Origin of the sequence: Rhizobium sp. AC44/96, from assembly GCF_001692185.1 — a bacterium.
Lineage (GTDB): Bacteria > Pseudomonadota > Alphaproteobacteria > Rhizobiales > Rhizobiaceae > Rhizobium.
In genome coordinates, this window is the sequence record NZ_LXKO01000001.1 from 338,227 (window position 1) to 351,527 (window position 13,301).

Genomic DNA, 13,301 nt, shown 5'->3' on the forward strand with positions numbered 1-13,301 from the left:
GAGTTCCTATGCAACCGATTCAACTTTTCGACTTGGCCTCGCGGCAGGCGGAATGGCTGACGATTCGTCAGGAGGTTGTTGCCGGCAATATCGCGAACGCGAATACGCCGAAATATCGCGCCCAGGACATCACGCCCTTTCAGGCCGTTCTCGATAAGTCCGACGTGACGATGGTTCGCACCAATCCGGCGCACCTTACCGGCAACGATCTGAGCACCAAGAGCGACATCGACGTCAAGGACGCGGCACTCGATCAGGAGATCGGCATTCAGGAGTCCGGCAACTCTGTCGGTCTTGCTGAGGAACTGTCCAAGTCCGGCGAAATCAAGCGCCAGTACGAGTTGAACACGTCGCTGGTCAGCTCCTTCAATCGGATGATGCTTATGACGGTGAAGAGCTAAAATCATGGATCCTTTGTCAGCAGCCATGAAAATCGCCGGATCCGGTCTTGAAGCGCAATCGACGCGCCTCCGCATCGTTTCCGAAAACATTGCCAACGCACGCTCCACCGGCGACACGCCCGGTGCGGACCCTTATCGCCGCAAGACGATCACCTTCGGTGAAGAGGTCGACCGCGCCACCGGCGTCAAGACCGTCAACGTCAAGAAGTACGGCGTCGATGAATCGAAATTCACGACCGAATACGACCCGAGCAATCCTGCCGCCGATGAAAAGGGCGTCGTGAAGCTGCCGAACGTCAACATGCTGGTCGAAATGGCCGACATGCGCGAAGCGAACCGCTCCTATGACGCGAACCTGCAGACCATCAAGCAGTCCCGTGACCTGATCTCGTCGACGATCGACCTTCTGAAGAGCCAATAATGATCAACTCTGTAAACAATATCAGCTCCCTGTCGGTTACGCGCGATCTCGCCGGCGTCGATCTCGGAAAATCCACCAACTCCGCTGCCGAAAGCGCTGCGAGCGACGGTGGCTTCGCGGCCGTTCTGAACAACGTGGCGACCGGTGCGGTCAACACTATCAAGAACGCCGAAAGCATGTCTTTCGCCGGCATCAAGGGCACAGCGACGACCCGAGAAGTTGTCGACGCCGTCATGCAGGCGCAGCAGACCCTACAAACGGCAATTGCCATTCGCGACAAGGTCGTTTCGGCCTTTCTCGAAGTCACCAAGATGCAGATGTAATTGATTTAAGGACGAAGCTATGAGAGCGCTAGCCATTGCTGCAACGGGCATGGATGCCCAGCAGACCAATCTTGAAGTCATCGCCAACAACATCGCGAACATCAACACGACCGGCTTCAAGCGCGCACGCGCTGAATTCACGGACCTTCTTTATCAGACCGAACGTGCCAAGGGTGTTTCCAACCGCGCCAACCAGGCAATCGTTCCGGAAGGCGCCAACATCGGTCTCGGTGTTCAGACATCGGCGGTTCGTAACCTGCACATCCAGGGTGAACTCGCACAGACCGGCAACGACCTCGACGTCGCACTGGTCGGTCGCGGCTTCTTCCAGATCGAGGCGCCGGACGGCACGACCCTCTACACGCGCGCCGGCGCGTTCAACAAGAACGAGACCGGTCAGATCGTGACGGTTGACGGCTACACCGTCGCTCCCACCATCACCATTCCGACGGGCTCGACCGAACTGACGATCAACCGCTCCGGCGAAGTGACGGCGAAGCTCCCGGGCGCGACCACGGCTACCACGCTCGGTCAACTGCAGATCGCTGATTTCGTCAACGAAGCCGGTCTGCAGCCGCTTGGCGACAACCTCTACGCCGAAACGCCAGCCTCCGGTCAGCCGGTCGTCGGCACGCCGGATGAAGAAGGCTACGGCTATCTGAAGCAGAGCTACCTGGAATCCTCGAACGTCGATCCGGTGAAGGAAATCACCGAATTGATCTCGGCCCAGCGCGCTTACGAAATGAACTCCAAGGTCATCACCACCGCAGATGAGATGGCCTCCATCGTCAGCAAGAACCTGAAGTAACAGGGAAGGGTCGAAACATGACGTTTTGCCGGGTAGGAAAAAGTCTCGGATGGGCGAGAGCCGTTGCGATCGCAGCGATCGTTCTTTCGGCGCCGGCGGCGCTGGCCTCTGGAAGGGGCTACGCCGTCGTGCCGACGACGACCATCTACCCTGGCGAAACTGTTTCGGGAGATCAGCTGCAGGAGGTCGAGGTTACCAACCCCAACCTCCAGGGCGATTATGCAAAGTCTATCGGCCAGGTGGAAGGCATGATCTCCAAGCGCACGCTCCTGCCGGGTCGCACGATTTCCGTTTCGGCGCTCCGTGAGCCCTATACGGTTACGCGCGGCTCCTCGGCCCGCCTCATCTTCACGCTTGGCGCAATGACGATTTCCGCCGCCGGATCTCCGCTTGAGGACGGCATGACGGGTCAGATGATCCGTGTTCGCAATATGGACTCTGGTGTGATCGTCAGCGGCACGGTGCTCGCCGACGGCACCATACACGTGGCAGCAAAATGAAAATAATACTTCGTCTTTTCATCGCGCTTGCTTTCCTTGCGCCGAATTTCGCGGCTGTTTCGCCGGCGTCGGCGATGACGTCGCGCATCAAGGATATCGCCTCGCTGCAGGCCGGCCGCGACAACCAGTTAATTGGCTACGGTCTCATCGTGGGCCTTCAGGGCACCGGTGACGGATTCCGCGCCTCACCGTTTACCGAGCAGTCCATGCGCGCGATGCTGCAGAACCTCGGTATTTCCACGCAAGGTGGCCAGTCCAACGCCAAGAATACCGCGGCCGTCATGGTCACGGCAAATCTGCCGCCCTTTGCAAGTCCCGGTAGCCGCATCGACGTCAGCGTCAGCTCGCTGGGCGATGCCACGTCGCTGCGCGGCGGTACGCTTGTCATGACTTCGCTCTCGGGTGCCGACGGCCAGATCTATGCGGTCGCTCAGGGATCCGTCGTGGTTTCCGGCTTCACCGCGCAGGGCCAGGCGTCGAGCGTGACCGAAGGCGTTACGACCGCTGGCCGCGTGCCGGGCGGTGCGATCATCGAACGCGAATTGCCATCCCGCTTCAAGGATTCGGTCAATCTGGTGCTGCAGCTGCGCAACCCCGACTTTTCGACGGCGGTACGCATTGCCGATGTCGTCAACGGCTACGCTTCCGCGCGCTTCGGCGGCCCGGTTGCCGAAGCAAAGGACGCGCAGGAAGTCATCGTCCAGAAGCCGCGGTCGGCTGACCTCACCCGATTGATGGCCGATCTCGAAAACCTGGTGGTCGAAACGGATACGCCTGCGAAGGTCGTCGTCAACGAGCGGACGGGAACGATCGTTATCGGTGCGGATGTTCGCGTGTCGCCGGTTGCCGTCAGCTATGGTACGCTGACCGTGCAGGTGACGGAGACGCCGCAGATCATCCAGCCAGAACCGTTCTCGCGTGGCGTGACGGCCGTACAGCCGCAGACGGATATCGCGGCGCAGAAGACAGGCGGCAAGGTCGCGCTGCTCGACGGTCCTGATCTCAAGACGCTGGTGTCCGGCCTCAACAACATCGGCGTCAAGCCGGACGGCATCATCGCCATCCTGCAAGGCATCAAATCGGCCGGCGCGCTGCAAGCGGAGCTTGTCCTGCAATGATCAAGTTGAATGCCAGCATGACTGTTTCCGAATTGCTGCGGCGGCTGGCGCTGCCCGCTGCTGGCGTCGTCCTGCTGACGATCCCCGGCGCCTTCGCGCAGGAAGCGCGCACGCCTGTTGGCGCCGCGCTGACGTCGGAGGAAGAAATCAAGCAGTTCTGCACGAACATTGCAGATCCGGCGCGCGATCAGCGCTATCTCTTGCAGAAGCAGGAACTGGACAAGCTGCGTGCCGATGTCGACAGCCGCATCGCCGAGATGCAGAAGCGGCGTGAGGAATACCAGGACTGGCTGAAACGCCGCGACGATTTCCTCAAGCAGGCCGAGGCCGGCCTGACCGACATTTACAAGAAGATGAAGCCGGACGCTGCAGCCTCGCAGCTTCAGGAGATGAGGGTCGAGGTCGCGGCGGCTGTCGTCATGCGGCTGAACCCCGCGCAATCCAGCCTGATTCTGAACGAGATGGATCCGAAGAAAGCGGCGGTCATCGCCAACATCATCGCCAGCGCGTCCGATCCAAATACGTCGAAGGACCCCACATGAAGAAGCGTTTTCCGGTCGCGATTGCCGCCGTTGCCATCTTGGCGGGCTGCCAGTCCCCTCAGGCGATCAACGAGATCGGCCGCGCGCCTGCCATGAGCCCGATCGGCAGCGGTCTCGCCTACGGACAGACGCCGCAGATGGCGATGTATCCCAAGCAGCCGCGCCAGGTTGCCCAGGGTTATTCGCTCTGGAGCGACTCCCAGGCAGCCCTTTTCAAGGATGCGCGCGCGTTGAATGTCGGCGACATTCTGACGGTCGATATCCAGATCAACGACAAGGCGAAGTTCGAGAACGACACCAGCCGCAGCCGCACCAATTCGAGCGGCCTCAACTGGGATGTCGCCGCCAACGTCATGGGCTGGAACCCGTCGTCGAAGACCGACGTGACCTATGGTTCCGACACCAGCACCGACGGCAAGGGCAAGATCGATCGGTCCGAAACCCTGAAGCTCATGGTCGCGGCCGTCGTCACCGGTATCCTCGAGAACGGCAACCTTGTGATCAGCGGCTCTCAGGAAGTTCGCGTCAACCAGGAAATCCGCATTCTAAACGTCGCTGGTATCGTGCGCCCGCAGGACGTCAACGCCGACAACCAGATTTCCTACGAGAAGATTGCTGAAGCGCGCATCTCCTACGGCGGTCGTGGCCGCCTGATGGAAGTGCAGCAGCCGCCGCGCGGCCAGCAGGCCGTCGATCTCTTCTCGCCACTCTAAGGCAGGCTGTACCATGGCAGACTCAGAGGCCCCCGAAGGCCAGTCGAAAAAGAAATCAGCCGCGATGATGACCGTGATTGGTCTCGCCGTCCTGACGCTGCTCGGCGGTGGCGGCGGCTGGGTCGTCGGCGGGATGGTCGCACCCAGCATCAAGGGTGCGGCACAGGAGCAGGAGGCCGTGCAGGCCAAGGATGAGGCGGCCAAGAAGAAGGAAGCCGAAGCAGGTCTGCCCCACATCTCGACGGAAGCCAACAACGTCGTGCAGCTCGAGCCAATCACTTCGAACCTGGCCTATCCCTCGGAAAACTGGGTTCGCCTCGAAGTGGCGCTGCTCTTCAACGGCCCGCCTGATGTAAAGATCGCAGAGGATATCCATCAGGATATCCTGGCCTATATCCGCACCGTTTCGCTGCAGCAGATCGAAGGCGCACGCGGCTTCGAATATCTTCGGGATGACATCCAGGAACGTGTTGACCTTCGCGCGCAGGGACGCGTATCGAAGATCATGTTCAGGACCTTCGTCATCGAATGATTCGACTTATAGTGCTTTTCACTGCCATGATGGCGGTACCCGAGCTGGCGCATGCCCAGCAATTGCCGACGAACCTGTTGAACCTTCCGGTCGACGGCTCTGTCGCTGCTTGGATCATCCGGACCTTCGGTCTGCTCACCGTTCTGTCGGTTGCGCCGGGTATCCTGATCATGGTGACGAGCTTTCCGCGCTTCGTGATCGCCTTTTCGATCCTGCGTAGCGGCATGGGCCTGTCATCGACACCCTCCAACATGATCCTGCTGTCGCTCTCGCTGTTCATGACCTTCTATGTCATGCAGCCGACCTTCGATCAGGCCTGGCAGACGGGCGTTCAGCCGCTGCTGACCAACCAGATCAACGAGCAGCAGGCGGTCGAGCGGATCGCTGAGCCTTTCCGAACCTTCATGACCCACAACACGCGCGACAAGGATCTGGCGCTCTTCGTCGATCTCGCCCGTGAGCGTGGCCAGACGGTCGATACCGGCGAGAAGATCGACTACCGCGTGCTTGTTCCGGCCTTCATGATTTCGGAAATCCGCCGCGGCTTTGAAATCGGTTTCCTCGTCGTGCTTCCGTTCCTGGTCATCGACTTGATCGTAGCAACCATCACCATGGCAATGGGTATGATGATGCTGCCGCCGACATCCATCTCGCTGCCCTTCAAGATCCTGTTCTTCGTCCTGATCGATGGCTGGAACCTGCTCGTCGGCAGCTTGGTGCGCTCGTTCCACTGACCGCACCCGCAAGACAATAAAGTCAACGACAATCGAACATTAAAAACGCCAGCCGCGGGAACCGCAGGCTGGCGTGATGTTGTTTGGCTCGTGAACCGTCGTCAGACGGGCGAGTGCAGGAATGCCGGCATCGAAGCGCCCTCTGACTGCTTGGCCAGGAAGAGACGGGCGGTATCGAGCGCCTCGCGGATCGTCACGTCCATGTCGAGATAGCGGTAGGTGCCAAGCCGTCCAACGAAGGTCACCGACGCTTCCTGCTCGGCCCGCGCAACGTATTCCGCGAGCTGTTCCTTGTCCTTGACCAGCCGGACCGGGTAGTAGGGGATGTCCTGCGGGCCGCACTCGCGGGAGAACTCTCTGTAGCAGACGGAGCCGGCATGCTCTTCCCAAGGGGAGAAGTGCTTGTGCTCGGTGATGCGAGTAAACGGCACGGCGACGTCGCCGTAGTTCATGACGGCACAGCCCTGGTAATCGCCGTCATAGGTAAAGCGTTCGAAGTCGAGCGTGCGGTAGGCGAGGCGACCGAGCTCGAAATCGAAATAGCCGTCGAGCGGACCAGAATAGAAGACGTGACTGGACGCCGGCGCTTCGTCGCGGTGGAATTGAGTGCCGAGCGTTACCGTGATGTTCGGATGATCGAGGATCCGCTCGATCATGTCGGTGTAGCCGGCTTCCGGCATGCCCTGGTATTTGTGGAAGAAGTAATTGTCGTCGTAGTTGAAGCGCACAGGCAGGCGCTTCAGGATGGAGGCCGGCAAGTCGGTCGGCGAGCAACCCCATTGCTTCTCCGTGTAGCCCTTGAAGAAGGCATCGTAGAGATCCTGGCCGACGAAGCGCAACGCCTGCTCTTCGAATGTCTGCGGATCAGCGATCGATTTGTCGGCCTTTTCCTCGATGAAGGTGCGGGCCTCATCCGGCCGGAAGTTCTTGCCGAAGAACTGGTTGATCGTGTGCAGATTGACCGGCAGCGAATAAACCTTCTCGCTGCTCGTCGTCTTGACACGGTTCTTGTACGGCATGAACGTCTGGAAGCTGTTCACATAGTCCCAGACTTCCTTGTCGTCGGTATGGAAGATATGCGGGCCGTAGACATGGACCATGACGCCGGTCTCGCTGTCACGTTCCGTATGGCAATTGCCGGCAACGTGGTCGCGGGCGTCGATGATCTCGACCTGATGGCCCGCCAGTGCAAGCTCCCGCCCAATGACCGCGCCCGAAAGCCCGGCACCGACAATGACAATTCTTTCGTCCGCGCTCATTGAAGATCAGTCCTATTCATACGTCGTCAGGCAGGCGGTGGTGGGAATGGCCCTGGTGGGCCATTCGAGAGCGATTTGGCCGAACGATACCGTTCGATCCCTCGTTCAGGCGGTCGGCTTCAGCCAGAGGCGACGGTCGTAGGCGATCGGCGAATAATCGTGCAGCTGGGCGAGCTTCTTCAGATAGCGCTCGCGGTAGCTCTGCTCGTCTTCGAACTCGATGTTCTCCAGGACGGCTTCCGCGCCGATTTCATAGTAGACATCGAGATTGCTGAGATCAGGAACGGGCGTCTCGCCGCGTTCGCATTCGCCCTGCATCTGCCAGAAGAGTTCTTCCAGCCGACGAGCCAGTGCCGGGATATCGCGCAGAACGCTGGTCTCGCGCTGGCGCGCGATCGATTCTCTCACCGCCAGCAGGCTCTTGCGGTCACGCTCGAAGCCGATGGCGCGGGCAACATAGTCTTCCGGCGAGGTGCAAAGCATCTCGGGGACGCCGGCCGCGGCGACAATGCTGCCGCAGAAGCGGGCGGCAAAGGTCTTGCCCGGCATCGTGAGGACGGGCAGACCGGAGGTGATCGCGTCCGCTGCCGTGGAGTGGGCGCCATAAGGGAACGTGTCGAGGAACAGATCGGCGACGCCGATGCGGGCGATATGCTGCGGGTTCGTTGCCTTCGGCGCGAAAATGAGCCGGTCGGGCGAAACGCCGCTGCGCTCCGCAGTCTCGCGCAGTCGCTGATTGACGTCTTCGTCGCCTGTCAGCAGCCAAAGCACGCTGCCTGGCGTTTCGGAGAGGATTGTCATCCAGCGCGCGAAGCAGTTGGCAGTGATCTTCTGCATGCCATTGAAGCTGGCGTAGACGAAGGCATCTTCGGGCAGACCCACATCCGCGCGGCTTGGGCGAGCGGCAATCGGGCGCTTGCGGTCGAGCGGCTGGTCGCAGGCGATGTACAGGACCTTTTCGGAGTAATAGATCTCGTTCCCCTGCGGGATCATCTGCTCATCCGAGATTAGGTACTGATGGAACGGGCTGCCCATCGAGCCGGGATAGCCGCAGAAGCTGACGATCACAGGCGCTGGGCGATAGGCGAAAATCTTCGTGCGGGCGTCCTTGGTGTAGCCGTTCACGTCGATCAGGATATCGATCTCGTCAGCGATGATCTGAGATGCGGCCGCAACGTCATCGAGGCCATGGAGGTCGCGCCAGCAGTGGACTGCGGCCTTGATCCGCTCCTGCGTGCTGTCGGTCTTGCGAACGTTGCCGCAGTAATAGGCGAAGACCTCTACGCTGTCCTTGTCATGCAATTCCAGAACTTCGCAAAGGGCGAAGCCTACGGCGTGGTCGCGCAGATCCGATGATACGTAGCCGACGCGCAGGCGCTGACCCGTCCCCGACTTCTGCTTCGGCGCTCTGCGAGGGAACTGGTTGAGATCCGGCCGCGCGCCGATCAGCGTCTTGTTGTAGCGATAGGCTTTGGCCAGCTGGAACATCGGATCATCCGCGTAGCAGCTCAGCGTCAGCGACGACATCGCGTCGAGCATCTTGCGGGCGGGGACGTGGTTCGACGGTGCGAGCACCGGCCACTTGCACTGGCGCTGCCGCAACGATGCCCAGTGCTGGCCCGCCTCGGGCAGTTCCGGCTGCAGTTCGAACGCCTGCAGCAAGGCGTTCTCAGCTTCCTCGAGCTTGTTGGCACCTTCCAGGACGCGGCCGATATTCTGCAGGATCATATGCCGATGCCCGATGGCCTCGGGCTTGAGCTGGTTCGTGGTCTCGGCATACTGGCGCCACTGCTCCACGGCCTGGCCGATCAGTCCGAAATCTTCGAGCGCGCGGCCGAGATTGATATAGCCGGGAGCGAATTGCGGATCGGCCTTCAAGCAGGCACGGAGCGCCTGGATCGCGCCAGCCCGGTCGCCCAGCTGGCCAAGCGAAACGGCGTAATTGAAGTAGACGAGATGGACCGCGGGATTGGTGTCGTTGAAGGCGACCCAGGTCTTGTAGAGGTCTGCGGCAGCGGCTTGTTGACCGGCGGCATTGAGCGCTTCGGCCACGCTGAGCAGATCCATGAGGCCCAACCGCTGATTCCGCGCGAGATCGAGTGCGCTGGGAGTGGAAGCGGCGTCGTTTGAAGTAGAGGCTTGGTTGACGGTCATGACATCCTGCGGCAAGGCGACCAACGGTCGAAGGTAGAAACGGCGCACTTATGGGCCGTTGCTTTGCTTATCGAAGATAACTTGCCTGTAGCTGGATGTGTCTTGCGCTCCGTTGCTTGTCCGCTTCGAGTGCAACCGTAGATGATCGTCAAAATGTCTTGGGGCGCGGATTGCTCCGCGCCCCAAGATTTCAGTTCTGATCTTCAGGACAGTCTTATGCGTCCTTGTAGGCGTTGATGACCACTGCGACCTGGGCATCGCTCAGAGCCGCGATCTGCTGCGAGGTGAAGGACTGCAGCTGCGTGGTATCCATTGCGATGAGGTCATCCGTGCTCAGGCCAGACAGAGCCTTGGTGCTGATCGCTGCGATCTCGTCGGTCAGGAACGTCTTGATTTCGTCAGCGTCCATCGCGGCAAGCTGGCTCGAGGTAAGCGAACCAATCTGCGAAGCGTTGAGTGCTTCGATCTGCGAAGAGTTCAAAGCCGCGACCTGATCGGTCGAGAGGGCGGTGATCTGTGCCTTTGTCAGAGTGCCGACCTGTTCGGTTCCGAAACCAACCACTGCATCGGTGGTCAGCGCTGTAACCTGAGCCGCCGTCAGGGCACCGAGCTGGTCGCTCGTCAGGGCGCTGACCTGCGACGAGACGAGGCTGTGAACCTGCGAGGTGCTGAGCGATGCGACCTGAGCCTTCGACAGAGCGACGATCTGGGACGTTTCCAGAGCGGCGATCGACTCGGTGGCAAGGCTCGAGAGAGCCTTGGTGCTGATGGCTGCGAGCTCGTCGGTGGTGAACGTTGCGATATCGTCCGTACCGAGGGCCACGATCTGCGAAGCAGTCAGAGACCCAATCTGCGAGCTTGTCAGGCCGACAACCTGCGAGGTGTCAAGCGCTGCGAGCTGGTCGGTGGTCAGCGTGCCGACCTGTGCTGCCGTCAGCGCGCCGATCTTGTCGGAGTCGAGACCGGAGAGGGCCTCCGTCGTCAGTGCGACGACCTGCTTGGTGGTCAGTGCAGCAACCTGAGAGCCGGCAAGTGCTTCGATCTGCGACGATACCAGAGCATGAACCTGGTCCGTCGTGAGCGCGGCAACCTGGAGCTTGCTCAGTGCAGCAACCTGCGAGGTGCCGAGCTCAGCAACCTTCGAGGAGTCGAGACCAGCCAGAGCCTTCGTCGTGATTGCAGCAAACTCGTCGGTCGAGAACGTCGCAATGTCGTCCGTCGACAGGGAGTTCAACTGAGTTGCGCTGAGTGCACCGACCTGCGAGCTTGTCAGCGCTTCGATCTGCGAGGAGTCGAGAGCGACGAGCTGGTCGGAGTTCATCGCGCTGACCTGAGCCAGCGTCATGGCTGCGATCTGGCCGGAGGTCAGCCCGACAACGGAGTCGGTGGTCAGGGCAGAGATCTGCTTCGTGGTGAGCGAAATGATCTGCGAGCTGTCCAGCGCGCCGAGCTGCTCAGAGCCCAGTGCATGCACCTGATCGGTGTTCAGCGAGGCAAGCTGGGTCTTCGTCAGAGCTGCAATCTGAGAGGAAGCCATCGTTGCGATGACGCTGCTGTTCAGACCCTGCAGAGCAGATGCGCTGATTGCGGCGATTTCTTCCGTCTTGAAGGTAGCGATGTCGTCCGAAGACATGACCTTCAGATCGTTGGCGGTCAGAGCGGCGACCTGCGCGACGCTGAGAGCTTCGATCTGCGAGGTATCCATGGCAACGATCTGGTCGGTCGAGAGAGCCGCGATCTGTGTCTTCGACAGGCCGCCGATCTGGTCGGTGCTCAGAGATGCGACAGCTGCCGTGCCGAGTGCAGTGACCTGCTTGGCGGTCAGCGCGGTGATCTGGCTGCTGACCAAGCCGCTGATCTGCGAGGACTCCAGCAGTGCGATCTTGTCGGTGGCCAGTGCTGCGATCTGGATGTTCTTGAGCGCAGCCAGGTCTTCGCTTGTCAGGGACTGAACCTGCTCGGTGGTCAGGCCGCTCAGAGCCTTGGTGGTGATCACCCCAAATTCGTCTGGTGTGAAGGTAGCGATGTCATCCGTGCTCAGTGCGCCCAGCTGTGCTGCGGTCAACGCGCCGATCTGCGTGCTGGTCAGGCCGTCGATCTGCGAGGATTCCAAAGCCGTGAGCTGGTCGGTGGTCAGGGCAGCAACCTGCGTCTTGGACAGAACGCCGATGTTGGCGGCGCTGAGACCGGCGACCCCTTCGGTCGTGACAGCTGCAAGCTGCTTGACGCTGAGAGCAGCGATCTGTGCGGAACCCAGGGCCGCGATCTGCGAGGAAGCGAGGCCGTGGACCTGATCAGTCGTCAGGCCTGCAACCTGGGTCTTAGTGAGGGCGCCGATCTGCGAGGAGTCCATTGCAGCGAGCGTGGAGGAAGCCAGGGCAGCCAGTGCCTTGACGGAGATCGCTGCGACTTCGTCGGTCGAGAAGGTTGCCAGGTCTTCCGTGCTCATTGCCTTGAGCTGGTCAGCTGTGAGCGATGCAACCTGGGCGCTGGACAGAGCTTCGATCTGTGACGATTCCAGAGCGGTGATCTGGCTGGTTACGAATGCAGCGACCTGTGTCTTCGAAAGGGTGCCGACCTGCTCGGTGGTCAAGCCAGCGAGTGCTTCCGTGGAGAGTGCAGCGATCTGTTTGGTCGTGAGCGAGCTGATCTGCGAGCTGACAAGAGCACCGATCTGGCTGGAGCCCAGCGATGCGATCTGGCTGGTGCTCAGAGCGGCAACCTGTGCCTTGGAGAGAGCGACCAGCTGAGACGATTCGAAGGCGCCGAGGATTTCGGTGGTCAGGCCGGCGAGAGCCTTAGTGTTGATGGCTGCGAGTTCGTCAGTCGTGAAGGTTGCGATGTCTTCGGAGGACATGGCAGCGATGTCTTCTGCCGTCAGAACGGAGATCTGGGCCGAGCTCAGTGCTTCGACCTGCGAGCTTTCAAGCGTATGAAGCTGGTCGCTCGTCAGCGCCGTGACCTGTGCCTTCGAAAGTACGCCGATCTGTTCGGTCGTCAGGCCGGTGACGGCCTCGGTGGTCAGTGCAGCAATCTGCTTTGCGGTCAGCGAGGTGATCTGTGTGGAGGTCAGCGCACCGATCTGCGAGGACGCCATGACGTTGATCTGCGAGGTCGTCAGTGCAGCGAGCTGGGTGCCCTTCAAAGCTGCGAGCTTGTCGGTGCCAAGCGAGGAAACGAGAGCAGTGCTCATCCCTGCCAGAGCCTTGGTGCCGATGGCAGCCATCTCGGCGGGCGAGAACGTCGCAAGCTCATCAGAGCTCATGGCGTTGAGCTTGTCTGCGCTGAGGGCGGCGATCTGCGTAGCGTTGAGCGCATCGACCTGCGACGAATTGAGAGCTTCGATCTGGCTGGTGTAAAGCGCAGTTACCTGAGCGGCGGAGAGGCCAGAGATCTGGGTTGCAGCGAGAGCACCGACTTGGTCAACCGTCAGACCGACCACAGCGGCGGCCGAAATAGCGCCGATCTGCGACGAGCTCAGGGCGGCGACGTCTTCGGTTTCGAGCGCAGCGATCTGGCTGGAGCTCAGGGCTTTGATCTGATTGACGCTGAGTGCTGCGATGTCGGAGGACTTAAGGGCAGCGATCGAGTCGGTCGATAGGGACCGGATCTGAGTGATAGTCAGGGAGGAAACGATGGAAGTCATGGACGTGGGCCCCTAGTGTTAAATGATCAGAACGTCATTCCCCTGCCGTCGATCGCGCGAAGAAGGCAGAAACCCTCTTCGGGACCGGAGACGCTACCTGCGCCACGGGCAAGCTGCCCCCGCTTGTCGGAGCCCCCCAAGGCGTCGACA

General features: G+C 60.6%; 13 protein-coding genes. 10 read left to right on the top strand and 3 right to left on the bottom strand.

Going from position 1 to position 13,301, the window contains the following annotated elements; all coding sequences use genetic code 11:
• Positions 1 to 8 precede the first annotated feature (8 nt).
• From flgB to fliP, 10 genes are read left to right on the top strand one after another with little or no spacing between them, the layout of a single operon-like run.
• Positions 9 to 401 (top strand): flagellar basal body rod protein FlgB, encoded by a 393-nt coding sequence (flgB, locus tag A6U87_RS01660; protein WP_065689495.1) that lies wholly within the window; start codon positions 9 to 11, stop codon positions 399 to 401.
• Positions 402 to 405: 4 nt separating this feature from the next.
• Positions 406 to 822, top strand: coding sequence for a flagellar basal body rod protein FlgC (gene flgC, locus A6U87_RS01665; RefSeq protein ID WP_065689496.1), 417 nt, complete (start codon positions 406 to 408; stop codon positions 820 to 822).
• The gene (locus tag A6U87_RS01670) at positions 822 to 1,145 is read left to right on the top strand and encodes a flagellar hook-basal body complex protein FliE (RefSeq protein ID WP_065689497.1); all 324 of its coding nucleotides are present in this window, start codon (positions 822 to 824) and stop codon (positions 1,143 to 1,145) included. The genes flgC and A6U87_RS01670 overlap by 1 nt, the downstream gene beginning before the upstream one ends.
• Before the next feature lie 19 nt (positions 1,146 to 1,164).
• Positions 1,165 to 1,953, top strand: coding sequence for a flagellar basal-body rod protein FlgG (gene flgG / locus A6U87_RS01675; protein ID WP_065689498.1), 789 nt, complete (start codon positions 1,165 to 1,167; stop codon positions 1,951 to 1,953).
• 17 nt (positions 1,954 to 1,970) lie between these two features.
• Positions 1,971 to 2,453 carry a flagellar basal body P-ring formation chaperone FlgA gene (flgA, locus tag A6U87_RS01680; RefSeq protein ID WP_065689499.1) on the top strand — a complete coding sequence of 161 codons (483 nt, stop codon included), beginning with the start codon at positions 1,971 to 1,973 and terminating at the stop codon, positions 2,451 to 2,453.
• Complete coding sequence (locus A6U87_RS01685) at positions 2,450 to 3,571, top strand: flagellar basal body P-ring protein FlgI (protein WP_065689500.1); 1,122 nt, start codon at positions 2,450 to 2,452, stop codon at positions 3,569 to 3,571. The genes flgA and A6U87_RS01685 overlap by 4 nt, the downstream gene beginning before the upstream one ends.
• Entirely contained in the window at positions 3,568 to 4,113 is a 546-nt protein-coding gene (locus A6U87_RS01690) for a MotE family protein (protein WP_065689501.1), read from the top strand. The genes A6U87_RS01685 and A6U87_RS01690 overlap by 4 nt, the downstream gene beginning before the upstream one ends.
• Positions 4,110 to 4,826 (top strand): flagellar basal body L-ring protein FlgH, encoded by a 717-nt coding sequence (flgH, locus tag A6U87_RS01695; protein WP_065689502.1) that lies wholly within the window; start codon positions 4,110 to 4,112, stop codon positions 4,824 to 4,826. Before A6U87_RS01690 ends, flgH begins: the two co-directional genes overlap by 4 nt.
• Positions 4,827 to 4,839: 13 nt before the next feature.
• Positions 4,840 to 5,358, top strand: coding sequence for a flagellar basal body-associated FliL family protein (locus A6U87_RS01700; RefSeq protein WP_065689503.1), 519 nt, complete (start codon positions 4,840 to 4,842; stop codon positions 5,356 to 5,358).
• Positions 5,355 to 6,092 (top strand): flagellar type III secretion system pore protein FliP, encoded by a 738-nt coding sequence (gene fliP / locus A6U87_RS01705; protein ID WP_065689504.1) that lies wholly within the window; start codon positions 5,355 to 5,357, stop codon positions 6,090 to 6,092. The genes A6U87_RS01700 and fliP overlap by 4 nt, the downstream gene beginning before the upstream one ends.
• A gap of 101 nt (positions 6,093 to 6,193) precedes the next feature.
• Here the strand turns inward: fliP and glf are convergent, their stop codons facing one another.
• The 3 genes from glf to A6U87_RS01720 all read right to left on the bottom strand — a co-directional run bounded on the left by glf (position 6,194) and on the right by A6U87_RS01720 (position 13,151).
• Positions 6,194 to 7,351, bottom strand: coding sequence for a UDP-galactopyranose mutase (gene glf / locus A6U87_RS01710; RefSeq protein ID WP_065689505.1), 1,158 nt, complete (start codon positions 7,349 to 7,351; stop codon positions 6,194 to 6,196).
• Positions 7,352 to 7,456: 105 nt separating this feature from the next.
• Positions 7,457 to 9,418, bottom strand: a complete 1,962-nt coding sequence (locus tag A6U87_RS01715) for a tetratricopeptide repeat protein (RefSeq protein ID WP_065690210.1) — start codon at positions 9,416 to 9,418, stop codon at positions 7,457 to 7,459.
• A gap of 301 nt (positions 9,419 to 9,719) precedes the next feature.
• Complete coding sequence (locus A6U87_RS01720; RefSeq protein ID WP_065689506.1) at positions 9,720 to 13,151, bottom strand: S-layer family protein; 3,432 nt, start codon at positions 13,149 to 13,151, stop codon at positions 9,720 to 9,722.
• Between the last annotated feature and the right edge of the window lie 150 nt (positions 13,152 to 13,301).